This is a genomic window from Chitinibacter sp. SCUT-21, from assembly GCA_041874755.1.
In the GTDB taxonomy this organism is placed as follows: domain Bacteria; phylum Pseudomonadota; class Gammaproteobacteria; order Burkholderiales; family Chitinibacteraceae; genus Chitinibacter.
In genome coordinates this window covers 831,459-854,630 of record CP102611.1, presented here as the reverse complement: position 1 = coordinate 854,630, position 23,172 = coordinate 831,459, and the positions used below count along the sequence as shown (strand labels likewise).

General features: G+C 48.7%; 23 protein-coding genes. 11 read left to right on the top strand and 12 right to left on the bottom strand.

Going from position 1 to position 23,172, the window contains the following annotated elements; genetic code table 11:
- Nucleotides 1-196: 196 nt before the first annotated feature.
- The 5 genes from NT239_03925 to NT239_03905 form a co-directional block, all read right to left on the bottom strand.
- The gene (locus NT239_03925; GenBank protein XGA72003.1) at nt 197-1,582 is read right to left on the bottom strand and encodes an efflux transporter outer membrane subunit; all 1,386 of its coding nucleotides are present in this window, start codon (nt 1,580-1,582) and stop codon (nt 197-199) included.
- A 9-nt stretch (nt 1,583-1,591) separates the two neighbouring features.
- The gene (locus NT239_03920; protein ID XGA72002.1) at nt 1,592-2,743 is read right to left on the bottom strand and encodes an HlyD family secretion protein; all 1,152 of its coding nucleotides are present in this window, start codon (nt 2,741-2,743) and stop codon (nt 1,592-1,594) included.
- 2 nt (nt 2,744-2,745) lie between these two features.
- Entirely contained in the window at nt 2,746-3,243 is a 498-nt protein-coding gene (locus tag NT239_03915) for a DUF3302 domain-containing protein (GenBank protein ID XGA72001.1), read from the bottom strand.
- A 283-nt stretch (nt 3,244-3,526) separates the two neighbouring features.
- Nucleotides 3,527-3,754 carry a hypothetical protein gene (locus tag NT239_03910; protein XGA72000.1) on the bottom strand — a complete coding sequence of 76 codons (228 nt, stop codon included), beginning with the start codon at nt 3,752-3,754 and terminating at the stop codon, nt 3,527-3,529.
- 185 nt (nt 3,755-3,939) lie between these two features.
- Nucleotides 3,940-5,574, bottom strand: coding sequence for an electron transfer flavoprotein-ubiquinone oxidoreductase (locus NT239_03905; protein XGA71999.1), 1,635 nt, complete (start codon nt 5,572-5,574; stop codon nt 3,940-3,942).
- A gap of 150 nt (nt 5,575-5,724) precedes the next feature.
- Between NT239_03905 and NT239_03900 the strand changes: the two genes are divergently transcribed.
- The 4 genes from NT239_03900 (at nt 5,725) to NT239_03885 (ending at nt 8,604) form a co-directional block, all read left to right on the top strand.
- Nucleotides 5,725-6,474: an electron transfer flavoprotein subunit beta/FixA family protein gene (locus NT239_03900; protein XGA71998.1), complete on the top strand. Its 750-nt coding sequence runs from the start codon at nt 5,725-5,727 to the stop codon at nt 6,472-6,474.
- The gene (locus tag NT239_03895) at nt 6,471-7,409 is read left to right on the top strand and encodes an FAD-binding protein (protein XGA71997.1); all 939 of its coding nucleotides are present in this window, start codon (nt 6,471-6,473) and stop codon (nt 7,407-7,409) included. Before NT239_03900 ends, NT239_03895 begins: the two co-directional genes overlap by 4 nt.
- A 13-nt stretch (nt 7,410-7,422) precedes the next feature.
- Nucleotides 7,423-8,199, top strand: coding sequence for a ferredoxin--NADP reductase (locus tag NT239_03890; GenBank protein XGA71996.1), 777 nt, complete (start codon nt 7,423-7,425; stop codon nt 8,197-8,199).
- Between the two features lie 105 nt (nt 8,200-8,304).
- On the top strand, nt 8,305-8,604 hold the full coding sequence (locus NT239_03885) for an STAS domain-containing protein (GenBank protein ID XGA71995.1): 300 nt from the start codon (nt 8,305-8,307) through the stop codon (nt 8,602-8,604).
- A 58-nt stretch (nt 8,605-8,662) separates the two neighbouring features.
- On the opposite strand, the gene ntrC is transcribed toward NT239_03885, so the two are convergent.
- The 7 genes from ntrC to glnA form a co-directional block, all read right to left on the bottom strand.
- On the bottom strand, nt 8,663-10,066 hold the full coding sequence (ntrC, locus tag NT239_03880; protein XGA72766.1) for a nitrogen regulation protein NR(I): 1,404 nt from the start codon (nt 10,064-10,066) through the stop codon (nt 8,663-8,665).
- Between the two features lie 10 nt (nt 10,067-10,076).
- Nucleotides 10,077-11,120 (bottom strand): nitrogen regulation protein NR(II), encoded by a 1,044-nt coding sequence (gene glnL, locus NT239_03875; GenBank protein XGA71994.1) that lies wholly within the window; start codon nt 11,118-11,120, stop codon nt 10,077-10,079.
- 135 nt (nt 11,121-11,255) lie between these two features.
- On the bottom strand, nt 11,256-11,747 hold the full coding sequence (locus tag NT239_03870) for a DUF4124 domain-containing protein (GenBank protein ID XGA71993.1): 492 nt from the start codon (nt 11,745-11,747) through the stop codon (nt 11,256-11,258).
- A 37-nt stretch (nt 11,748-11,784) separates the two neighbouring features.
- Nucleotides 11,785-12,075: a SelT/SelW/SelH family protein gene (locus NT239_03865; protein ID XGA71992.1), complete on the bottom strand. Its 291-nt coding sequence runs from the start codon at nt 12,073-12,075 to the stop codon at nt 11,785-11,787.
- A complete protein-coding gene (locus NT239_03860; protein ID XGA71991.1) occupies nt 12,072-12,692 on the bottom strand; it encodes an HAD family phosphatase in 621 nt (206 codons plus the stop codon). Before NT239_03860 ends, NT239_03865 begins: the two co-directional genes overlap by 4 nt.
- 77 nt (nt 12,693-12,769) lie before the next feature.
- The gene (locus tag NT239_03855) at nt 12,770-14,257 is read right to left on the bottom strand and encodes a sensor domain-containing diguanylate cyclase (GenBank protein XGA71990.1); all 1,488 of its coding nucleotides are present in this window, start codon (nt 14,255-14,257) and stop codon (nt 12,770-12,772) included.
- Nucleotides 14,258-14,400: 143 nt separating this feature from the next.
- The gene (gene glnA, locus NT239_03850; GenBank protein XGA71989.1) at nt 14,401-15,810 is read right to left on the bottom strand and encodes a type I glutamate--ammonia ligase; all 1,410 of its coding nucleotides are present in this window, start codon (nt 15,808-15,810) and stop codon (nt 14,401-14,403) included.
- A 347-nt stretch (nt 15,811-16,157) separates the two neighbouring features.
- Here glnA and NT239_03845 point away from each other — a divergent pair, with 347 nt between their 5' ends.
- The 7 genes from NT239_03845 (at nt 16,158) to NT239_03815 (ending at nt 23,171) form a co-directional block, all read left to right on the top strand.
- Nucleotides 16,158-16,610 carry a rhodanese-like domain-containing protein gene (locus tag NT239_03845; protein XGA72765.1) on the top strand — a complete coding sequence of 151 codons (453 nt, stop codon included), beginning with the start codon at nt 16,158-16,160 and terminating at the stop codon, nt 16,608-16,610.
- Nucleotides 16,611-16,694: 84 nt separating this feature from the next.
- Nucleotides 16,695-17,531, top strand: a complete 837-nt coding sequence (aroE, locus tag NT239_03840) for a shikimate dehydrogenase (protein XGA71988.1) — start codon at nt 16,695-16,697, stop codon at nt 17,529-17,531.
- A gap of 70 nt (nt 17,532-17,601) precedes the next feature.
- Nucleotides 17,602-18,303, top strand: a complete 702-nt coding sequence (gene mtgA / locus NT239_03835) for a monofunctional biosynthetic peptidoglycan transglycosylase (GenBank protein XGA71987.1) — start codon at nt 17,602-17,604, stop codon at nt 18,301-18,303.
- Between the two features lie 81 nt (nt 18,304-18,384).
- Nucleotides 18,385-20,910 carry a serine/threonine-protein kinase gene (locus NT239_03830; protein XGA71986.1) on the top strand — a complete coding sequence of 842 codons (2,526 nt, stop codon included), beginning with the start codon at nt 18,385-18,387 and terminating at the stop codon, nt 20,908-20,910.
- Nucleotides 20,885-21,721, top strand: a complete 837-nt coding sequence (locus tag NT239_03825; protein XGA71985.1) for a Stp1/IreP family PP2C-type Ser/Thr phosphatase — start codon at nt 20,885-20,887, stop codon at nt 21,719-21,721. The genes NT239_03830 and NT239_03825 overlap by 26 nt, the downstream gene beginning before the upstream one ends.
- A gap of 19 nt (nt 21,722-21,740) precedes the next feature.
- Nucleotides 21,741-22,397 carry an FHA domain-containing protein gene (locus NT239_03820; GenBank protein ID XGA71984.1) on the top strand — a complete coding sequence of 219 codons (657 nt, stop codon included), beginning with the start codon at nt 21,741-21,743 and terminating at the stop codon, nt 22,395-22,397.
- Nucleotides 22,398-22,400: 3 nt separating this feature from the next.
- Nucleotides 22,401-23,171 carry a 3',5'-cyclic-nucleotide phosphodiesterase gene (locus tag NT239_03815; GenBank protein ID XGA71983.1) on the top strand — a complete coding sequence of 257 codons (771 nt, stop codon included), beginning with the start codon at nt 22,401-22,403 and terminating at the stop codon, nt 23,169-23,171.
- Nucleotide 23,172 lies beyond the last annotated feature (1 nt).

Genomic DNA, 23,172 nt, shown 5'->3' with positions numbered 1-23,172 from the left:
GTGGAACTTGATATAGGTCAGCTTAGATTCTTTGCGCCGTATCGCTTGGCTATGGCTCTGTTTATGCCTGAGTCGGACAAGAGATCGGATGGTGAGATTGAGGTGAAAGGAGTCGTAGAAACAGCACATGCCGCTTGGGTGTGGGGTTTGAAAATTCGCTGTCGATGGAGGCATCGACAGCGAATCGGTGGGCGTTTTAATTTGGGAAATGTCCGCCCAATGCCTGATGCAAGTTGACGCGATTACTCAAACGCTCACTTTGTACGCGCAGTAAATTGGCCTGTGCGCCAGAGAGATTAAGCTGCTGTTGAAGCAATTGATACTGATCACCTTTACCCACCTTGTGCTGAATTTGGGCGTAGTTCACAGATTTGCCGAGCTGAGTGACTTGTGATTGCAAAGCGTTTTGGCGTTGCAATAAAGTGCGCTCATTGGCCAATGCGCCTTCTACTTCATTAAACGCAGTTAAAGCCACTTTGGTATATTGCGCGATGGCTTCTTGCTGCTTGGCCGATTTGGCTTCAACTTGTGCCTCAAGTTGCCCACCGGTGAAAATCGGGGCTAGCAGTTGTCCTGTGAGCGCCCACAATGGATTATTGAGGCTAGGATCCAACTGAATGACCGAGTCTTCGATATAGGCAACGCCGCCTACCAATTTTAAAGATGGCAAGCGCGCACGTTGTGCGGCTTCAACATCTTGGAAAGCGGCACGGAAACGCTGCTCTGCCGCCAGTACGTCTGGCCGGCGCGTAATGATTTCGGATGGCACACCCGCTGGCAATCTGTCACTTGCAATCGGCAATTGTTCTGTCGCCATCACTTCAGCCGCTGGGTAGCGACCGAGCAATACTTCCAAGCTACGGCGAGTTTGATTTAATACCTGCTCATTCGCGGCGACTTGGTGACGATAGATGGCCACGGCGGATTCATTCAAGGCCACATCTTGAGCTGTATTGCGCCCGACACGTTGCCCTGTTTGAATCAAAGCGAGTTGCTTTTGCGCCAAAAGCTGCATTTGCTGTGAAAGTTTGAGCTGCTGCGTGGCTTCTGCAGTAGCGATCCACGCGCGAGTGACCGCGGCTGCAATCGCCTGCTGACTGTAAGCTGCATCGAGCTCACTGGCTTGGAAACGGGCATCAGAGGCTGCATTTTGGCTACCTAAACGACCCCAAATATCGACTTCCCAGGTGGCGACTAGACCAATCCCTGTCGTACTCATGCTAGAGGTTGGTAAAGCCGAATCACCCACTTGTGCGCCAATGGCCAGACTTGGCAACATCGAGCCACCTGCGGCTTTTAAGGCTGCTCGCGATTGTTCAACTCGAGCGGCGGCAATGCGCAAATCAGCGTTGTATTGCAGTGCTTCGCTAATCAAAGCTGTTAAGGAAGCATCGGGCGTAAAGCCCAAAGCACTAGCATCATATTGCTGTACCGTGGCTTGGTGTTTCCATTGGGCCGGTACCTCGGTTTTGCCGAGGGCTAGGGGCAGTAATTCATGCTGAGCCGGAGGCGTTGCCACTGCGCAGCCCAATAAAATGCCTGCTGACACCAGAACTGAGAATGATGTACGAAAATTAAACATTCATCCTCCTTAGTGTAATTTCAGCACGAGGTAGTTGACGATCGATTGTGCGCGGATCATTACCATGCGCAATAAATGCAAAGGCGCCAGTTTTTCGGTGTAAATTGCACCACCACCACGTGCACCCATCGCAATATGCGGCAAGGATTCCCCTTCGGGGGCAATAGGTTTTAACTTAACTGCGTATTTTTGTGCCAATGGAGCGTGTACCATTTCCGATGGCGCATTCGGGATCACGCCAGACTGCACCATTTGACCCTGGCTGCTTGCCCAAATAATTGAGTCAACTTCGGCATGAATCAGCTCACCAGGCAAGGTTTTGAGCGCAATTTCAGCTTTATCACCAGGTTTTACGTAACGCAGCTCATTTTGTTCAAAGAAGGCCAAAATGCGCTGCTCGTGTTCAACAAAGCTCAGTGCAGGCCTAAAAGGCATTGAAACCAAATAATTGCCAGGACGAACTGCCACATTTACCGCATAACCATCTGATGGAGCGCGAATCACGGTGGATTCTAAATCATAACGTGCTGCTTCCAGCTGCGCTTTGATTTGCGCAACACTCGCGATGTCTTTACCAACCACCCCTTCCAATTTGGTGGTTACTTTTGATTCTGCAGTTTTTGCCGCAGCTACGGATGATTCCGCTTTTTTGACTTCGGTTGCAAAATGCTCAACATCATATTGATTGCCAGCACCTGCTTTGGCCAATTCTTGCGATTCAGCGTAGCGCTTTTTCATTAGATCCAAATGCGCTTGCGCAGCAATGGTGCTGCTTTTAGCGCTATCAAGATCTTGCCACAAGGTTTTGGCTGATGCAGTGGCATCGGCTAACTTAGCTTCAAGCTCTTTTACTTTTAGGCGATAAGGTGTGTTATCAATTTCGAGTAGCACATCACCCTTTTTGATCAGGGTATTACCCTCAACTGCCACGCGAGTCACGGTGCCTTGGACACGTGGCACAATTTCAGCCACAAAATTCATTACCCGTACATCACTCGAGGAGGGGGTGACCACATTGATGGTCAAAATAATGGTGGCTGCTAGAACTAATGCACCCGTTGCTGAGCCAACTTGTGTTTTGATGTTCCAAGGGAATAATTTGAGCTTGATAAAAATTAACCAAACGAGCGCGCAATAACCGCCAATAATGATCTCTAGCATGCTTATTCTCCCTGTTTTTCTTGTTTGCTTAGGATGAGTTCTCGTTGTTTGTTTAAACTATCGAGACGTTCTTTTAATAGTAATAATTCATCGTCAACAATCGCTAAATCGAGTGGTTTTTCAGCATGGTGACCATTTGGGTCTAAAAAGAAATCGTCGTGCTTATCTGTGCCATAGGCCATTTTGTAGTTGACGGGTTTTAGATAGGCCCAGAGCCACGCCAGAGGCCATAGCAGGCCGCCAAAGGCGAGGGATAATAGACACAGTACTTGAATTGCATGTTTTTGCGGGTGATGTTTTTTCTCTGCGATCACTTCTGGTAATACATGGATTTTCCAGAATAAATAAATCGCAGCTAATGGAACAACGACAATCACCACCCAAACCATTACATCGGCGATTTTTTCTTCCATCCCTGGTTTCATCGCCCATGCTTGCGCAGGAAGAATGCTACTCAGTAGTGCGGCGAGGAATAAACTTCCCTTATGCAGTGATTTCATTTTTTCTCCTTTCTGAATGTTGCGCTGCAACTGTCTGCTTTTTTTCAAATCCATATTAATGGTCTGAGCAGATTGTATTGAATGTGTAATTTACCATAGAAGATATGACAATTTACACTTGAGACTTGACTTTGACCTGTGTAATTCGTCTGCGGCCAATGATCGGAGAATAGTTTGAACAGATTGATGAGCGTAATTTGAGCGCAGTAAAGGCAATCTAGTGTGACTACCTTGCTGCAAATGATTGGTGGTGATTCGTGCTAGATTAGTGATGCGTTGCCAATTAATTCGGAATAACTTCAAGATCGCTCGCTGGGTGCTCCATTGTCACTTCGGTTTCACTGGGGCGACGTGCAAACCAGCGTACTTTGACCACGGCTTCTTTCGCACCAAGCGGCACATAAATTTCGATGACCCTCCCTTTGCGGCCATCGAGTAAACGCCCTGTAGCAGGGGGGTAAATTTGCATTCGATCGCGGCGAATTTTGACGGTTTGTTTTTCACTAATCATATTTAGTTTCGGATAAAACGCAGTATTGTTAGCTAGACCAGTTGTTTTATTGTTAAGGCGAGCAATGTGCGCACTGAGTTTATCTGAGTCAATGCGCAGCTGTTTTTTAACGATGTGTACGTACTTTGTAATCAATACCTGCAGTATATGCCTGCTTAGAATTGAAAACCAAGAACCACGTAAGTTTATAGACCGGTATACATGGGGCCACCACCGCCCTCGGGTGGGACCCAATGGATATTTTGCTGCTGGTCTTTAATATCGCAGGTTTTACAGTGCAGGCAATTTTGCGCGTTAATTTGGTATTTTCTGCTCTCAGCCAACTGCACAATCTCATACACGCCAGCTGGGCAGTAATGGCATTCAGCTTTGATTTTATTACTCAAATGAATTGGCGTGATCAGGCTTGGATCTCGCAATTGCAAATGGGCTGGCTGATCGTGCTCGTGCGACACATTGGCCAAAGTGAGCGAATCGAGTTTGCTAAAAGTGAGCTTACCATCGGGCTTAGGATATTTAATTGGTGTTGCATTTGGGGCAAAATACAAATGGTCGGCGGTGCGGTGGTGTAGCGTCCACGGTAAACGCAGCCCCAATTGTGCCAGCCATAATTCGGCGCCAGCATACATGGTTCCCGCATAGGTACCGAGTTTAGAAAGTGCGGGTTTGATATTGCGCACTTGCTCTAATTCAGGCAACACGCCACTGCTAGCCAGATGAGTTGGGTAATCAGTTAATTCATCATTAGCCCGCCCCGCTGCAATCGCGTCTACCACTGCGTGTGCCGCGGCTATGCCCGATTTCATCGCGTTGTGCACGCCTTTAATGCGTGGGAAATTTAAGAAGCCGGCCGCACAGCCCATCAAAACACCACCGGGGAACGTGGTTTTTGGTAGTGATTGCCAGCCCCCTTCGCTGATGGCGCGTGCGCCATACGCTATACGCTTGGCTCCGGCAAATAATGGGCGAATTTTAGGGTGGGTTTTAAAGCGTTGTAACTCATCAAAGGGTGAAAGTGTTGGATTGCGGTAGTTCAAATGCACCACATAGCCCACGGCGACTTGTTGGTTTGGTAGGTGATAAATAAATGCGCCGCCTTGTGCCTCACTGCCCAAGGGCCAACCTAAGGCATGTTGCACTAAGCCTAGCCGATGTTGCTCGGCGCTGACTTGCCATACTTCTTTAATGCCTAAGCCATAATGCGGTGGCTCGCTGTCGGTGCGTAAATTGAAATGTGTTTCTAAATCGCCCGTTAAAGAGCCACGTGCGCCTTCACCGATTAAAGTGTATTTTGCCAAAATTTCGATGCCGCGCGTATATTCAGCTTTATGAGTGCCATCTTTGGCGATCCCCATATCACCACTGGCTACACCACAGACCGCGCCAGTGTCATCGTACAAAATTTCGCTGGCGGCAAATCCCGGATAAATCTCTACCCCTAGGCTTTCTGCCTCCTCGGCTAGAAATGCGCATACTTCGCCGAGTTTGACGATAAAACAGCCTGCGTTATGTAATGGCGCTGGCAATATGATTTGTGGAATACGGTAGCTGCTGTCTTCGTCGAGTAGCAAAAACTCGTCGGCAGTGACCGGGGTGGCTAATTTTGGACGCTTGCTTTGCCAGTCGGGTAGTAATTGATTCAAACCAACGGGGTCAATCACCGCGCCCGACATAATATGTGCGCCGACTTGCGCCCCTTTTTCCAAAATACAGATAGATAGCTCATTATTGAGTTGTTTCAAGCGTATGGCCGCGGATAGCCCCGCAGGTCCTGCACCAACGATTAATACGTCGTAATGCATCTGGTCACGTTCGCTCATGCTGAGCTCCTTATTTGTAAATTGGATATATTAAATTTAATTAATCTGATTTACAGATATTCTACACTTCTCTAGAATCGTTGCAAAGTTATCCAATCAGTAGCAAGACAGCAGCATACGGCGAGCTGTTAAGCGCGGGGGCAGAAAAGAATGAAGATTTTGGTGAATATCAAACGCGTGGTGGATTATCAAGTCACAGTGCGGCCTACTGCAGATGGTAAAGGCGTTGAAACGCAAGGCGTTAAAATGAGTATCAACCCTTTTGATGAAAATGCGCTTGAGGGTGCTGTGCGCTTAAAAGAGGCTGGTGTGGCGAGTGAGGTGTTGGCTGTCGCCATTGGCTCCGCCGCGAATCAAGACGTTTTGCGCCATGCTTTGGCGATGGGCGCGGATCGTGCCTTGCTCATCGAGACAGATCAAAATCTTCAATCGCTGCCAACCGCTAAAGTGCTTAAAGCTTTGGTTGAGCGCGAAGCACCTCAGCTGGTGCTGACTGGCAAACAAGCGATTGATGACGATGCGGCTGAAACCGCGCAAATGCTCGCGGCCTTGCTCAACTGGGCACAAGCGAGCTTTGCATCTGATATTCAAATTACCGATGGAAAAGCAACGGTGGTGTGTGAAATCGACGGTGGTCAAGAAACACTAGCGATCAATTTGCCAGCCGTGATTAGTGCTGATCTGCGCTTAAACGAGCCGCGCTTTATTAAATTGCCAGCCTTGATGATGGCCAAAAAGAAACCGCTTGAAAACATTGCCTTGGCAGATTTAGGCAATACCAGCGCGCCAACGCTGAACTTACTCAGCGTTGCTGAGCCTGCGCCTCGTCCTGCAGGGCGAATTTTAAATAATGTTGCTGAATTAGTTGCCGCATTGCGTGCAGAGAAGGTGTTGCCATGAGCGTTCTTGTGATTGCAGAAATTGACCAAAATGGTTTGCGTGCCGCCACGCGCTCAGCGATTAGCGCTGCAGCGCAGTTAGGGCAAAGCGTTGATTTATTATTAGCAGGGCATGAGCTTGAGGGTATTGCCTCAAAGGCTATTTCTATTAAGGGCTTGGGGAAGATACTGCTGGCTGATTCTGCCGAATATGCCGCAGGTCTGGCTGAAAATTTGGCGCCACTCATTGTTCAGCAAGCTGCGCAATACGACACCATCGTCGCTGCCGCAACCAGCTTTGGTAAAAATGTCTTACCTCGCGCAGCGGCCTTGCTCGATGTTGCGATGGTGTCGGAAGTGACGCAAATTATCGGTCCGCGTACCTTTGTGCGCCCAATTTATGCCGGCAATTTGAATGCAACGGTGAGTGCGCCTGAAGGCTTGGCCATTATCACAGTACGCCCTACGGTGTTTGAGGCGGCGGCAGAAGAGGGCGGGGCGGCGCAGATCGTCCATTTAAATACCACGGGTGATGTGGCTATGAGTAAGCTCTTGCACCGCGATTTGGCTGTATCAGATCGTCCAGAGTTAGCGACGGCGAAAACTGTGATTTCGGGCGGGCGCTCACTGGGGAGCAAAGAGGCTTTCCAAAGCACACTCGAGCCACTGGCCGCCAAACTGGGTGCTGCCATTGGAGCCACTCGCGCTGCGGTTGATAGCGGGATGGCGCCGAATGACTCGCAGGTTGGCCAAACTGGTACCGTGATTGCGCCTGATTTGTATATCGCTTTTGGCGTATCTGGCGCGGCACAGCACGTGGGCGGGATTAAAGACGCCAAAATTATTGTTGCCGTAAATATCGATCCAGAAGCGCCGATTTTCCAAGTAGCGAATTACGGCTTGGTCGCTGATTTATTTACCGTGATTCCAGAATTAAGCGCTGCGCTTAAGGCTTAAGAGGTTATAGAAGATGTCAAAGTTTGCCCATGAAACGGTGTTATCAGTACGTCATTGGAATGATTCACTGTTTAGTTTTACCACGACACGGGATGAATCGTTACGCTTTGAAAATGGCCAATTTGTGATGATTGGTTTGGAAGTTGATGAGAAGCCCTTGGTGCGTGCCTATTCAATTGCCAGTGCCAATTATGAAGAAAATCTAGAGTTTTTCAGCATTAAAGTACCCGATGGCCCACTCACATCACGCCTGCAGCATTTGAAAGAAGGCGATAAATTATTGGTCAGCCGTAAGCCAACGGGCACGCTGGTGCTATCTGATTTAAAACCGGGTAAGAACTTGTACTATTTGAGTACCGGTACGGGTTTAGCGCCATTTATGAGCCTCATTAAAGACCCAGAAGCCTACGAGCGTTTCGATAAAATTATTTTGGTACACGGTGTACGCACCGTGAGCGAATTGGCTTATGCCGAATATATTCAGCACGAATTGCCTAATAATGAATATTTTGGTGATATGGTGTGCGATAAATTGATTTATTACCCAACGGTGACGCGCGAGCCATTTCGTAATCAAGGTCGCCTAACTGATTTGTTTGAGTCGGGTAAATTAACCGACGATATTGGTATGCCGCCGTTAAATCCAGAAACTGATCGTGCGATGTTATGTGGCAGCCCTGCGATGCTGGAAGACACCTGCAAAATGCTCGATGCGCGGGGATTTCAAGTTTCACCACGGATTGGTACGCCAGGCGATTACGTGATCGAGCGTGCTTTTGTCGAGAAATAACGTCAATTGTTGTAGTGCTGTATCGACCGCGCGATAGAGTTTGCGCTAAGTACGCAGCCTGACTAGACTTGACACTAGTGAATTTAAAAGCGTCAGGCGGTAGCTATGCAAACACAAATCAGTTTTGAAGAAAATCGCGGCATCATTGCGATGACCGGCAATTTTACGTTTGAATCTCATCGCGAATTTAAACAAGCCACGACCTCCGTGTTAGAGCATGCCGGCCTGAGTGAAATCGAAATTGATTTTGCGCAAGTGGATTATATGGATTCTGCTGCTTTGGGGATGCTACTACTGCTGAATGAGCGTGCTAGCGGTCGCAAGGTAACGCTGGTGAATTGTAAAGGCACGGTAAAATCTGTGCTTGATATTGCGAATTTCGGCAAAATTTTCGAAATTCGCTAAGCATGAACAGCGATTAATTGATGCAAGAAAAACCCCAGCCTCAGCTGGGGTTTTTTATTTAGACGGCTGAATCCATACCAAGCTCTTGGATTTTGCGAGTTAGGGTATTGCGGCCCCAGCCCAGTAATTCAGCAGCCTCTATGCGCTTACCTCCGGTATGTATTAATGCTGCTTCAATCACCACGCGCTCAAAAGCGGGTACGATTTCATCCAAAATGCGCGTGTCGCCACGTGAGAGGCGTAATGTGAGTTCTTGGCTTAAGGACTGGCGCCAGTCGCCTTGAGCGACATGAATTTGCCCATCGGCTTGGATCAGTTCCGGGGGTAAGTCGCTGGCCTCCACCACCTGACCCGGCGCCATCACGGTAATCCAATGGCAGACGTTTTCCAGCTGGCGTACATTACCGGGAAATGGAAACCCCGCCAACCAGGCCATGGCCGTCTCTGAGAGGCGTTTGCTTTCAACGCCCAATTCCTGCGCCGATTTTTGCAAGAAGTGCTTGGCCAGAAGTGGAATATCTTGGCTGCGCTCGCGTAGCGGTGGTAGGCGAAGGCGAATTACATTGAGTCGGTGAAATAAGTCTTCGCGAAATTGCCCCGCTTTGACTCGATCTTCCAGGTTTTGATGCGTCGCGGCAATCACACGTACATTGGCTTTGATCGGCTGATGACCGCCCACGCGGTAGAAAAAGCCATCCGATAACACGCGCAATAACCGCGTTTGCAAATCCAGTGGCATATCGCCAATTTCATCTAAAAATAACGTGCCGCCTTCAGCCTGCTCAAATCGCCCTGTGCGCCTCGCATCAGCGCCGGTAAACGCGCCGCGTTCATGCCCGAATAGCTCGGATTCGAGCAAATCTTTAGGGATTGCCGCACTATTGATCGCGACAAAGGGCTTGTTGGCTCGCTGGCTATGGCGGTGTAGCGCACGCGCGACCAGCTCCTTGCCGCTGCCGGATTCTCCCGTAATCATAACGGTTGCCGCCGATTGGCTTAAACGGCCAATCGCGCGGAAAACTTCTTGCATCGCTGGTGCTTGGCCGAGCATTTCCGGTACGTTGGCCGCAGGCTCAGCATGCTCAGCGAGTTGTTCGCTTTCTTGCAACGCGCGTTGAATTAAAGCAATCGCTTGATCAACGTCGAAAGGCTTAGGCAAATATTCAAAAGCCCCACCTTGAAACGCGGATACTGCACTATCGAGATCGGAGTGCGCCGTCATGATAATGACCGGAATATGCGGCCAATCGCGTTTGACTAAATCAAGTAAGGCCAAACCCGATTCGCCTGGCATCCGAATGTCACTGACAATCACTTGCGGCTGTTCGTGTTGCAGGCGATTTAACGCTTCCGTGGCTGATGGAAAGGTGGCGTGCGCAATTTGTTCGCGGCTGAGTGCTTTTTCAAATACCCAGCGTATCGAACGATCATCATCAATCACCCAAACTGTGTTCATGCTTATCCCTGTTGTTTTATGTTTGCCATGCATTGAGTGGCAATAAAATAGTGAACGTGGTTTGCCCTGGTCGGCTATCAAATTCAATCGTGCCGTGATGCTGTGCCACGTAGGTGTGCGCTAAATGTAAACCGATGCCAGTCCCGCCCGGACGCCCAGACACCAATGGATAGAACAGCGTTTCTTTCAGATGCTCTGGGATCCCCGGGCCGTTATCAATGATTTCAACGCGTAAAGCTAATGGATAGCGGCGGCGATTGAGCGTGACTTGGCGCGCAATACGAGTGCGCAGAATCACTTCACCAATCCCACTCATCGCTTGGATGGCGTTGCGCGTGATATTTAGCACAGATTGAATCAGTTGCTCTTTATCGGCGATTAAATCGGGCAAGCTGGTATCGTAATCGCGCCGCACAGCTAAACCATTTGGGGTTTCTGCTAATACCAGGCTGCGAACACGCTCTAATACTTCATGAATATTAAGTGGATTAATCTGTGGCAAGCGGTGTGGCGTGAGTAAGCGATCGAGCAGGCTTTGCAGGCGCACTGCTTCGTCAACGATAACTTGCGTATATTCTTTTAGTTGTGGATCGGGCAATTCATGCGCCAGCAACTGCGCCGCGCCACGGATGCCGCCCAAAGGATTTTTGATTTCATGTGCCAGATTACGAATTAATTCGCGATTGGCTTGTTGCTGAACTTGCAAGCGTTCTTCGTTCACAATACGCCGCTGCTGGTCGATGCGCCGAATTTCCAGAATGAGATTGGCCGCTTCCGATTCGATCGGAGATACTTCGAGCGAGACATACATTTCACCTTCGGCCCCAAAGACGATCAATTCATGCTCGATGATCGAAATGTTTTGCGCCAGCGCCACTTGCGCCGCGACCACAATGGCGCTGTCCGAACCAAAGCAATGCGCGAGATGATTGCCAGTGATAACGCGTTGGTTAAAAAAACTATGGGCGGTAGAGTTGGCGTATCGTATTGAGCAATCGTGATCCAGTGCAATCACGGCGGCATCAATAAAATCCAGGCCAGCAAAAGCAGGGTGGCTCATCTGCTTACTCCACATCAGTATGTTATGTTTGTTTTAGTGTTAGCAAAAATCAGGCCAACTATTTGCCAAGTATAGACATACAGGATACAAAAAAACGCACCATTTAGGTGCGTTTAATTTTGGCGATGTTGCGCTTTAGCGCATGCGTGAGATTTCGGCTTGTAAAGCCGCGCTATTTTTTTCATGCATGACAATGGTTTCGCGCAAGCGGCCAATGCGATCCAGATAAAGTTTAGGGTTGGCTTTTTCTTCGGCTGTTTTATTGCTTTCAGCTTCTTGTAGCGCTTTTCGCGCGGATGCTAAGGATGCCTGTTCGCTATTGAGCTCGTCGGTCAAAATCTGACGGCGATTCGTGTCGCGGCTGCGCTGGGTGGCGGCATCAACGCGCGGGAAATTCACCGGCGATGGCGCAGCCACGGATGGCGCACGAGGTTGCGTTGATCTGGCCGTGCTTTCACCGCTGCTGCGGCGGGGCGCGCTAGGCTCAGACATGATCTTCACTGCACCTTTAATCGGCGTGTTGGTGAAGGTGACATTGCCATTCTCGTCGACATATTTATAAATATCGGCCCAGCACAGCGTGCTGCTAGCGGCAAGACTAAGGATAAAAAACGATTTTGCGAACATGCCCGTAAGGTATCACAGTCTGAGTACGAGGTTGAAATTACTGCGCCGCAGTGTCTGAATGTCCCAATGGTTTCTCAGGGGCGATGTGATCTCGAACACGTTGTTTGAGCACTTTGGCCTCGGGGAAACCGCCGTCAATTTTGCGATCCCAAATCAGTGCATCGTCACAATGAATCAAAAACACGCCACCAGTACCAGGCTGCAGCGCCACTTCACCAATTTCGAACGCAAAAGTGTGCAAGAGTTCCTGCGCCAGCCACGCGCTGCGCAACATCCAATTGCATTGGGTACAGTAATGGATCGTAATTCGGGGTTTAGTGGGCGTCAAAATTGCAGTCCTTTCTCTCGTAATAGGCTAGCCGTGCTTTGTGCGCTAGTGTGATGAATACCCTGCCAGCCCACATTACGCGCGCCTTGAGCATTAATCGCTGAGTCATCGATGAAGATCAGATCTTCCGGTTTGGCATCGGGGTGATGTTGCCGAATACGCTGATACATTAGGTGGTATATGGCGGGGTCTGGCTTAATGATTGATTCGTGACCAGATACTACGATGTCGGTGATCTCGTGCAAAAACGGGTAATGTTCCCACGCGTAGGGAAATGTTTCAGCCGACCAATTGGTGAGGCCAAAAATTGGATAGCCTGCGGTTTTTAGCGCCTCGTACAAAGCCATGCCATCGGGTAAAAGACCACGCAATGTTTCTGGCCAACGTGTGTAAAACGCGTCGATTAACTCGGCATAGTGTGGAAACTCCGCCGATTTAACGGCAATCGCTTCGGCCACACTACGTCCGCGATCTTGTTCGATATTCCACGCGCCGTTGCACACATGCTGCAAAAACCAAGCACGCTCTTCAGCGTCTGGAATCAACTTTTGATAAAGGTAATCAGGATTCCAGTCAAAGAGAACGCCACCAAAATCAAAGACGATGATTGCAGACATGGCTTGTCTCGAACAAAAAGAAGTATTTTATTCGATTTTGTCATAAGGGGGGCGTTCAGTCGTACGACATACAGTACTTAGCAGGCGGTTAAGTAATGGGTACTCAACGATTCGGCGCAGACTACCCGATTTCGACCTTGCTCTTTTGCACTATACAAGGCGTGGTCAGTGCGTGAGATTAAATCGTCGAGTGTGATGTCACTTAGCCTTAATGAGGTAAGGCCTAGGCTAACCGTAACGTGGATAGTGCTCGTACCTTCAATTTGAATAACATCATTGGCAATCGCTAGGCGTAATTTTTCCGCTACGAGCAGCGCTTGGGTTTGATCGGTGCCTGGAAGTAGTATGACAAATTCTTCACCGCCCCAGCGGGCAAAGGTATCGATGGCCCGGAGGTTTTGCACGCACAATTGACTTATTCTTTTTAAAACTAAATCTCCACTTAGATGGCCGTGTAGATCGTTGATTTTTTTGAAGTGATCAATGTCTAATAAAATAATCGACAGCGGCTCGGTATAGCGCCGGGCGCGCATGACCGCTTCGGCGCAGCGTTTTTGCCATTCACGCCGATTGGGAACTTTGGTGAGCTCATCGGTGTGTGCTAGTTCTAGCAGCTGGGTATTGGCCGCAAGTAGTTCTTCTGTGCGCAGGGCAACTTGTTTTTCTAATCGTTCTTGCCGCTGTTGGAGGCTAGCTTGTGTGCTGGCGTGATATTGCATGGTCAGCATGATGGCAAAAATAAATAGCTGCAAATTCAAAAAGGCGATGCTGCTATCCGGATGAGCAAATTGCCCATAGCCTAAGGCGGTACCAACGATACAAATTTGAGTCAAAATGAACAGTGCAATGCTAACCCCGGATTGTTGGTAGCGAACCGCGATGTACAAAACAAGCGGTAATGATAAAACCATGAAGGCTTTGTAAAAGAAAATCGAAAAGATCGTAAATAGCAGAATACCAAGCATTGGGAACCAAGCCGCTTGGAGGGTTTTGAATAAATGACGATCAAGCCAGCTTAAATACAGAGGTAGAATCAGCAAGATGCCCGCCGTATCACCCATGACCAGCGAGATTGTGCTGCGCGCAAATTCAAAAATATCAAAATTGGGTAATAAGCCTGCAGCACTTTGGAGTGCAATCAGGAAAGGCATTGTCATTAAGCAGGGGAGCAAGGCGATCCGTAGCCAATGAGCGGGAAGTTCATGCGGGCGTGGCCAGATGCTGTCATTGCCTCGCATGTGTAAACGCTGATATTGATTGCGAGCCAGCGTTGATTGAGTGGTGTCAATGGCCGCAGTGAGTGCGCCACAAAATATGGCAAGTGTGCTGCTGATGGTGTCGTTACTCAAGTAGAACGGGGTATTAACTAGAAGGCTCCCAATATATACGATGTACGGGGCAATACCCCCCAGTTGTAGCATGATGACTAAACCCATGCCAGCCGCTAGCCAGACAACCGCCAAATTGCCTTCATTTAAACTACCTAAAGTAATGCTAAACAAACCAAGCCCTACATATAAGCAGAGCAAAATGATGGTTTTGATCTCAAAGAAATGACGGCGCATTACTTTCTTTGCTGGTAATTTAAAGGTAATTAATATTCTAGTTTTATCTTGGGTAAATAGGAAGGAAAAGAATAAAAAAACCCGCAAGCCTAAGCGATGCGGGTTTTTGAGTTTGTATGGCTTGCCGTTTGCAAGCTTACAAATTAGAGAGAGTAGTACATATCGAATTCAACTGGGTGCACGTTCATGCGTGAACGAGTTACGTCGTTCATTTTCAGTTCGATGTACGCATCGATCCACTCATCAGTGAATACACCGCCACGAGTCAAGAACTCGCGGTCTGCATCCAATGCTGCCAATGCTTCGTCCAAAGACGCGCATACGGTAGGGATCAATTTGTCTTCTTCTGGTGGCAAGTCGTACAAGTTCTTATCAGCTGGATCGCCTGGGTGGATCTTATTCTGGATACCATCCAAACCTGCCATCAACAACGCTGCGAAACACAGGTATGGGTTAGCCAATGGATCTGGGAAACGCGCTTCGATACGACGGCCTTTGTCTGATGATACGTGTGGAATACGGATCGATGCAGAGCGGTTTTTCGCAGAGTAAGCCAATTTAACTGGCGCTTCGAAGTGAGGAACCAAACGACGGTACGAGTTAGTACCTGGGTTGGTGATCGCGTTCAGTGCTTTAGCGTGCTTGATGATACCACCGATGTAGAACAGGGCAGTTTCAGACAGGCCAGCGTAGCCGTTACCTGCGAACAAGTTTTTGCCGTCTTTCCAGATAGACTGGTGAACGTGCATACCAGAACCGTTGTCGCCAACGATTGGTTTTGGCATGAACGTTGCAGTTTTGCCGTATTGCGCAGCTACGTTGTGTACAACGTATTTCAGGATCTGCGTCCAGTCAGCACGTTGAGTCAAAGTAGAGAACTTAGTACCGATCTCGTTTTGGCCCGCATTCGCCACTTCGTGGTGGAATACTTCAACAGGAACGCCCAATTCTTCCAGCACGATTACCATCGTAGCGCGGATGTCTTGGTGGCTATCTACTGGAGGAACTGGGAAGTAGCCGCCTTTCAGACGTGGACGGTGGCCCAAGTTGCCGCCTGGTGTTTTGTCAGCAGTTGCCCAAGCGCCTTCGTCAGAACCGATCTTAACGAAAGTACCTGACAAATCGGTGTTCCAACGGATGTTGTCGAAAATGAAGAATTCTGGCTCTGGACCGAAGAACGCAGTGTCACCGATACCTGAAGTTTTCAAGTACGCTTCAGCGCGTTTCGCCAAAGAGCGTGGGTCACGATCGTAACCTTTACCAGTTGCTGGCTCGAGAACGTCACAAGTGATGAACACAGTTGGTTCGTCAAAGAACGGGTCGATTTTAGCAGTTGATGCATCTGGCATCAGCAACATGTCTGAAGCTTGAATACCTTTCCAACCTGCGATCGATGAACCATCGAAAGCGTGGCCGTTTTCGAACCATTCTTCGTCAACTACGTGTGAAGGAACAGTTACGTGTTGCTCTTTACCGATAGTGTCGGTGAAACGCAGATCAACGAAACGAATGTCGTTGTCTTTAATAAGCTTGAGAACGTCGGCTACAGCCATGTTGTCGCTCCTAGTTGGGACAAGATTAAAACAGGTAATGGGTTTACTGCTTTGTGCGGTGTTCCGCACTGAACGGCGTATTGATAAGCATAAACCGTGCCAAGTGCTAAAACAGCTACCAGCTATTGTGCCACAAGTATTTAGCTTCGCGCATGATTCTTCGTGTGAGTCTTTGTGGTGCATTGGTGTAAAATTTGCACTTTAATGGTGCATTCTGATTCGGATGAAAATTCTGCCGAATCAAAAATTACACAGCGAGCATGGTCGGGCCTGCTGTTAAATAGGCTGACTGGTAGAAGGGCACGATGGGGGCTAGAATGGCCGAATTGATCAATGGAGGGGCACAGATGAGCGAAGTGAATGAAATTCTACAAAATGCGCGTGGCCGCGCCGTTGGTGCACGTTTGCCGTACGCTGGCGCAGTAACGCCAGCCGAAGCGTGGGCCTTAATGCAAAGCTTGGATGCTGTTCATATTGTCGATGTACGCACTAGCGCCGAATGGCAATGGGTAGGTGTCGTGCCTGATGCGGAGTTGATTGAATGGAAAAGCTACCCCGGCATGGCCAATAACCCCAATTTCTTGGCGCAACTGAAAACCAAGGTCGACCCTGAAGCAGTGGTGATGTTCTTGTGCCGTTCCGGTGCGCGTTCACACGACGCCGCAGCATTGGCCGCGCAACATGGATATAGCGCTGCAATGAATATTCTGGAAGGCTTTGAGGGCGATAAAGACGCCGCCGGTCATCGTGGCACTGTGAACGGTTGGAAAGTGGCTAACTTGCCTTGGGTGCAAGGCTAAATAGCGACGAAGCACGACGCAATTCTGTAAGAAACCCAAAGTGAGGTGTACACTACGCCTCACTTTTTTATTGGCCAAAACCTTATGAATCAGCCCACTTACCTTGTGATCGGCAATCCGATTGCCCATTCTAAATCACCGCAAATTCATGCGGCTTTTGCCGCGCAATTTGCTGGGCGAGCCGAGGTGGCTGATTTTGCCTATGATCGTCTGTTGGCGCCGATCGATGCTTTTGCTGCGGCCGTGGCGCAGTTTGCCGAGAATGGCGGGAAAGGGGCGAATGTCACTGTGCCCTTCAAAGAGGAAGCGTTTCGTTTATCCGTCGCGAGAACTGATCGGGCAGAAGCCGCTGGGGCGGTGAATACCCTGAAGCTACTGCCTGACGGTGGGCTCTTAGGTGACAATACCGACGGAGCGGGTTTGGTTGCCGATGTGTTGCGCCATATTGAGGTACGTGGGCGACGTATCTTGCTGCTAGGCGCTGGTGGCGCTGCGCGTGGCGTAATACTCCCCCTATTGGCGCAAGCGCCACAGAGTTTGATCTTGGCGAACCGCACGGTGGCCAAGGCCGAGCAATTGATTGCCCATTTTCAAGCTGCAACGACGATTCCACTCGCAGCATGCGAATATGCGGCGATTGAAGGCGAGTTTGATTTGGTCATTAACGCTACCTCCGCCAGTTTGGGTGGCGAGCGCCTGCCAATTGCTAATTCTATTTTCGCTCCCAACGCACTGGCCTACGACATGATGTATGGCAAGGATGAAACGCCGTTTTTAGCGCAAGCGCGCGAGGCTGGAGTTAGTCTGCGCGTCGATGGTTTGGGGATGTTGGTTGGTCAGGCCGCCGAAGCGTTTGAAGTGTGGACTGGCTTACGACCTGATGTTGAGCCAGTACTGGCGATGATGCGTGCGCAATTGTAGTTTTGACTGGGTATATCGCCCTAAATAATTATTTATATAGGGCTTGAGCTAATACCCTGCTTGGTGTGAAATGAAAAAGATTGGTTTGATGGGCTGGCTAGGCCGTGGTATTGGCTTGTTGCTGGCCTTATTTATTGCGTGGAATCTCTGGATGTTGCTGCATATTGTGGCGTGGCGTTGGATTAATCCAACTGAAACGGCATTTATGCAGGAGCAATTAGAGCGCTTGCAAGAAATAAATCCTGACGCGCAATTAAAATTTGAATGGGTTGATTATGAAAAAATCTCGCCCAATTTAAAACGCGCTTTAGTGGCCTCGGAAGACGCTAAATTTCTCAATCATGATGGTTTTGATTGGGAAGGGATGCAAACTGCGTGGGAAAAAAATATTCAAAAAGGCCGGATTGTGGCCGGCGGCTCAACCATTAGCCAGCAATTGGCGAAGAACCTGTTTTTATCAGGTAGCCGCAATCCGCTGCGCAAGCTGCAAGAGGCGATTTTGACGGTGATGATCGAAACGCTGTGGGATAAGCGTCGCATTTTTGAGGTGTATTTAAATGTGATCGAGTGGGGTGATGGTGTCTTTGGTGCGCAAGCCGCGGCACAGCATTACTACAAAACGAAAGCATCACGCCTTGGGGTGGGGCAGTCGGCGAAATTGGCGTCGATGGTGACTAATCCACGCTATTACGATAAAAACCGGAAAGACCGCCGCTTATTGCGAAAAACTGCGATTATTCAACGCCGTATGGCGTATGCCGATATTCCTTAATGCTGGCGCTGTGAATTGGATTATCACGGCTTTAGCGTCTATCAATGATACGATGAAGTTAATACCAGACCCAAGGATGAGATGATGAAGCGGCAAATCTGGCGCAATGATTGGGCAATTGGGTCAATAGTCGTATTGCTCTTTATTTTGCTGTGGTTAAGTACTCCACTAATTCGCGCGCTCGACAGCAAGGCCTATGATTGGACGATGGAGTGGATTGAGCGTAGCCCTTCTCCGAAAATTGCCGTCATCGGTATTGATCAAGTTAGCCTTGATAATTTGGGGCGCTGGCCGTGGTCCCGCGACATTCACGCCCAAATGATCGATAAGCTCAAAGAAGGCGGGGCTGCACAAATTGTTTCAACCATTTTCTTTACTGAGCCACAGCGCGACCGTGGCTTGGATTATCTTGAGCAAATCCAACGTCGTATCGATGAAGACCCCGCAGCCTATCCTGAAGCCCTCGTTCAAATAGTGAACAATGGCGTGGGTGCGCTTCAGGTAGATCGAAGATTGGCTGATAGCATTAAAGCTGCGGATAACGTGATTTTGCCGATGATGTTTAATTTTGGGGCTCAGGCGGGGGATCCAAGTCAGCCTTTGCCGGATTTTTTTGCCAAAACCGAAATTGAAGCGGCGGGGGATATTAGCAAAGGCCAGCCGCGCAGCGTGATTGATCCTGTACTGCCAGTGGCGCAAATTGGAGCTGCTGCGCGTGCCGTAGGTGCCCAAAATTTAGAAGCGGATGAAGATGGCGTTTTGCGTTCTGTGCCACTGGGTTTGCTGTATTACGATGCCGTGTTCCCCACTTTTTATACCCATGCGGTCGCCAAGGCTTTGAATGTTAAGCAGATGCAGTTGGATTTTGGGCGCGTGATTCATTTAGGTGCGCTAACAATTGAAACAGATCCCAGTAGCCAATTTCAACCGCACTTCTATTCCGAACACAATGGCCGACCAGCCTTTTCGGTAGATTCTTTCTATGATGTTTTTGCTGGAAAAATTCCCAGTCGCAAATACGCTGGGCAGATTGTGCTGATTGGAACCACCGCGCCTGGAATTGGCGATAGTTTCAATACCCCGGTGGTAGCAAATGCTGCACCTTTGGAAGTCGCGGCCAATACGATCTCGGCTCTTCTTGAGCAGCATTATTACCGCACGCCTGCTTGGTCTAATGTGGTGATTTATATTTTATTGGCCGCAATTGCCATCTATATTTTGTTCGTCTTGCCGCGACTCAAAGCTAAGGCTGGTGCAGCCACAACGGCTGTGGTTTTGCTTTTTATTTTGGGAACTCATTACCTATTAATGAGTGGGCTGATGATTTGGATTCCATTAATGGCTCCGGCGAGTTTGCTCTTGATTGGACATTTGGTGCTCACAACCAAACGTTTTTTGATCACCGAAGAGAAAGGGCAGCAATCCGCTGCGGAGTCGGCAGAATCTAACCGTATGTTGGGCTTGGCATTTCAGAATCAGGGGCAACTTGATATGGCCTTTGATAAATTGCGCCGAGTGCCGCTGGACGAAGGCATGATGGAAATCATGTATAACCTAGCCCTCGATTTTGAGCGCAAGCGCCAGTTTAATAAGGCGGAGTCGGTGTACCGGCTAATTCATACGCATGACCCGAAATATCGTGATTTGGCTGAAAAAATGAAGACGGCTAAGCATATGGCCGAGACGGTAATTTTGGGGGGCGGCCAGCAGGGTGGAACACAAATAATGCTCGATGGTGAAGTAGCCAAGCCGATGCTGGGGCGCTATCAGCTTGAAAAAGAGCTGGGCAAAGGTGCTATGGGTATTGTTTATCTTGGTAAAGACCCAAAAATTTCGCGCGAAGTCGCCATTAAAACGATGTCTCTGGGGCAAGAATTTGATGAGGATGTGATTGATGAAGCGCGTGAAAGATTTTTTAGGGAGGCCGAAACAGCGGGGCGCCTTAATCACCCCAATATCGTAACGATTTTTGACGCGGGTGAAGAGCATGATCTTGCGTATATTGCGATGGAGTTTTTGGCTGGTGAAGATTTAACGCCTTATACCAAGGTTGGTCATCTACTCCCTGTCTTGGAGGTCATTACAATCGTCCGCCAAATTGCGCAGGCGTTGGATTACGCACATCAGGCGGGTGTCGTTCACCGCGATATTAAGCCTGCCAATGTGATGTATGACAAAAAAACTAAAACCGTGAAGGTGACTGATTTTGGTATTGCGCGAATAACGGACTCGTCCAAAACCAAAACAGGTATGGTTTTGGGGACTCCGTCATTTATGTCTCCTGAGCAATTAGCGGGTAAGCATATTGACGGGCGCTCTGATTTATTTTCTCTCGGTGTGATGTTGTATCAAATGCTAACGGGATATTTACCATTTGTCGGAGATTCCATGGCGGAATTGATGTATCGCATTACACAACAACCGCCAACAGATCCAAGGAATTACAATCCAAAATTACCGTCGGTGGTTATTAAGATTATTATGAAGGCCTTGGAAAAGAAGGCGGATCAGCGATTCCAAACTGGGGCGCAAATGGCGAATGTGTTATTAAAATTAGAAGAAGCAATTAAGGGAGCGGCGAATGCGAAGCCTGTCAGCCGCACTTGAAATGGCAGGTCGCACTGATGCTGGATTGGTGCGTGAGCATAATGAAGATGCGATTCACTTTGACCCAGATTTGGGGTTGGTGATCCTTGCCGATGGTATGGGGGGTTACAACGCGGGTGAGGTGGCTAGCGGAATGGCGATTAATGTCACCGCCGAAGTGATGCGAGCCCAAATGATGGCCACCCCTGCACATGTTAAAACAGCAGGAAGCCTGTGGCCTGTGGCGCATGAGATGTTGCTCTTAGCAACAGATCGAGCCAATTTAATGATTTATCAAACGGCACAAGCTAATCAGCAGTGTGCTGGAATGGGAACAACGCTGATCAGTGCCGTGTTTTATAACAACTGCGTGGCGCTGGCACATGTTGGCGACTCTCGCGTCTATCGCCTGCGAGGCAATGACTTAGAACAGCTAACGAAAGACCACTCTTTTTTGCAAGAACAAATTGATGCCGGTTTGATTACAGAAGAAGAGGCAAGGTACGCACCCTATAAAAATTTGGTTACACGAGCGGTTGGCATAGGCTCGATGGTGCAGACGGAACTCAATGAGTTTCAAGTTGAAGTGGGTGACGTGTATCTCTTTTGCTCTGATGGCTTAAGCGATATGCTGCAGGACGAAGCCCTATGCGAATTGCTGAAAATTAGCAAAGGTAATTTGTCGCAGGCCTGCGATCTGCTGGTTGAGCAAGCAAATGCAGAAGGTGGGCGTGACAATATTTCGGTGATTTTAGTCAAAGTTCTTCGCGATTTTTCAGCTGATGCTGGCCTATGGAATAAAGTCGCAGGCTGGTTTGGTAGTAGTTCGTAATTCGGTGGGCGCATCTGAAATGGCAAAATTATTCTTGAGTTTAGAAGGTAATCCTGTGAAAGAGTTCCGTTTGACTCGTTCAAGGACAACTATCGGTCGTCGACCCAATAACGATATTCAAATTGATAATCTCGCAGTTTCTGGTCTGCATGCCGTGATTGAAGTAGTGGGGCAGATCTACTTCATTGAAGACATGCAAAGCACCAATGGTACGTTGCTTAATGGTGAAAAATTAAGCAGACATCCACTAAAAAGTGGCGATGATATTACCATTGGAAAGTACAAAATTACTTTCTGGCGTGAACCCGCTGTTGCAGCCAAACAAGAAGAGTTTGAAAAAACGATGGTCATGGCGGCTCCGCAAGTTGCAAACGTCACCAGCAAAAATGAGCCAGCCCCGCAAACCACGGGGGGGGTTGTAGCTGTTATCCGCGTTCTGACTGGTACGAACGCTGGAAGAGAAATGGTTTTGAATAAGAATGTCACTTCGCTTGGAAAAACGGGCCTACAAGTCGTTGCGTTTACTAGGAAAGGCAATGATTACTATATTACGCATGTAGAAGGTGAGCGTCGACCTTTGGTGAATTCGCGTGAGGTTGGGGTCAAGCCTCAGCAATTGCAGGAAGAGGATCTCATTGAGGTAATGGGAATTAGGATGGCTTTTTTCTTTAGGTAAAACATGAGCTGTCAACTACGAGTCCTCGGATGTAGTGGCGGAATAGGTGGAGACAATCGAACCACCTCGTTTCTGCTTAACCACACCATTTTAATCGACGCAGGAACTGGCGTTGGTGATCTGCAATTGGCTGAATTGCAGGAGATAGAGCATGTTTTTCTAACTCATGTGCACCTTGACCATATCGCGTGTTTGCCATTATTGCTTGATTCTGTGGTTGGGGTGCGCTCAAGCCCTGTTTTTGTTCATGCCACAGCACAAACGATTGCTTTACTGCGTCAACACATTTTCAATTGGCTAATCTGGCCAGACTTTTCTACTATTCCAAGTGCAGATCAACCGAGTTTGGTCTTTGTCGAGCATGAAGTTGGTCAAGCGACTGTTATTGGCGAAGTTACAATCACCCCCTTACCGGCGATTCACACCGTCCCTGCGGTAGGATTTTTGATGGAGACTTCACAGGGCGCGATCGTTTTTAGTGGAGATAGTATCGCTGGCCCCGATTTTTGGCTTGCTGTAAATCAAGTAAAAAACCTGAAAGCGTTGATCATCGAAACTGCTTTTGCTGATAAAGAGCACCAACTGGCAGATGCTGCAAAGCATCTTTGTCCGAGTACCTTGGCTGAACAGCTCCGAGGTTGGCAAGGTGGCGCTGAAGTATTGATTACTCATCTAAAGCCTGCGGATAGTGAGCTAACCATCCAGGAGGTGCTGGCTTTAGACCATGACCACCCAATTCGTCGGTTACTACAAGGCGAAATTATTGAGTTTTAGC

Excerpts from the sequence above, each read along its gene's own strand:
- NT239_03870 (XGA71993.1), bottom strand. The coding sequence starts at position 11,747 with ATGTTCGCAAAATCGTTTTTTATCCTTAGTCTTGCCGCTAGCAGCACG.
- NT239_03900 (XGA71998.1), top strand. The coding sequence starts at position 5,725 with ATGAAGATTTTGGTGAATATCAAACGCGTGGTGGATTATCAAGTCACA.
- NT239_03825 (XGA71985.1), top strand. The coding sequence starts at position 20,885 with ATGCGAAGCCTGTCAGCCGCACTTGAAATGGCAGGTCGCACTGATGCT.
- NT239_03815 (XGA71983.1), top strand. The coding sequence starts at position 22,401 with ATGAGCTGTCAACTACGAGTCCTCGGATGTAGTGGCGGAATAGGTGGA.
- NT239_03845 (XGA72765.1), top strand. The coding sequence starts at position 16,158 with ATGAGCGAAGTGAATGAAATTCTACAAAATGCGCGTGGCCGCGCCGTT.
- NT239_03895 (XGA71997.1), top strand. The coding sequence starts at position 6,471 with ATGAGCGTTCTTGTGATTGCAGAAATTGACCAAAATGGTTTGCGTGCC.
- glnA (XGA71989.1), bottom strand. The coding sequence starts at position 15,810 with ATGGCTGTAGCCGACGTTCTCAAGCTTATTAAAGACAACGACATTCGT.
- NT239_03860 (XGA71991.1), bottom strand. The coding sequence starts at position 12,692 with ATGTCTGCAATCATCGTCTTTGATTTTGGTGGCGTTCTCTTTGACTGG.
- NT239_03910 (XGA72000.1), bottom strand. The coding sequence starts at position 3,754 with ATGATTAGTGAAAAACAAACCGTCAAAATTCGCCGCGATCGAATGCAA.
- NT239_03890 (XGA71996.1), top strand. The coding sequence starts at position 7,423 with ATGTCAAAGTTTGCCCATGAAACGGTGTTATCAGTACGTCATTGGAAT.
- NT239_03905 (XGA71999.1), bottom strand. The coding sequence starts at position 5,574 with ATGAGCGAACGTGACCAGATGCATTACGACGTATTAATCGTTGGTGCA.
- aroE (XGA71988.1), top strand. The coding sequence starts at position 16,695 with ATGAATCAGCCCACTTACCTTGTGATCGGCAATCCGATTGCCCATTCT.
- NT239_03855 (XGA71990.1), bottom strand. The coding sequence starts at position 14,257 with ATGCGCCGTCATTTCTTTGAGATCAAAACCATCATTTTGCTCTGCTTA.
- NT239_03885 (XGA71995.1), top strand. The coding sequence starts at position 8,305 with ATGCAAACACAAATCAGTTTTGAAGAAAATCGCGGCATCATTGCGATG.
- NT239_03820 (XGA71984.1), top strand. The coding sequence starts at position 21,741 with ATGGCAAAATTATTCTTGAGTTTAGAAGGTAATCCTGTGAAAGAGTTC.
- mtgA (XGA71987.1), top strand. The coding sequence starts at position 17,602 with ATGAAAAAGATTGGTTTGATGGGCTGGCTAGGCCGTGGTATTGGCTTG.
- NT239_03925 (XGA72003.1), bottom strand. The coding sequence starts at position 1,582 with ATGTTTAATTTTCGTACATCATTCTCAGTTCTGGTGTCAGCAGGCATT.
- NT239_03920 (XGA72002.1), bottom strand. The coding sequence starts at position 2,743 with ATGCTAGAGATCATTATTGGCGGTTATTGCGCGCTCGTTTGGTTAATT.
- NT239_03830 (XGA71986.1), top strand. The coding sequence starts at position 18,385 with ATGATGAAGCGGCAAATCTGGCGCAATGATTGGGCAATTGGGTCAATA.
- glnL (XGA71994.1), bottom strand. The coding sequence starts at position 11,120 with ATGAGCCACCCTGCTTTTGCTGGCCTGGATTTTATTGATGCCGCCGTG.
- NT239_03915 (XGA72001.1), bottom strand. The coding sequence starts at position 3,243 with ATGAAATCACTGCATAAGGGAAGTTTATTCCTCGCCGCACTACTGAGT.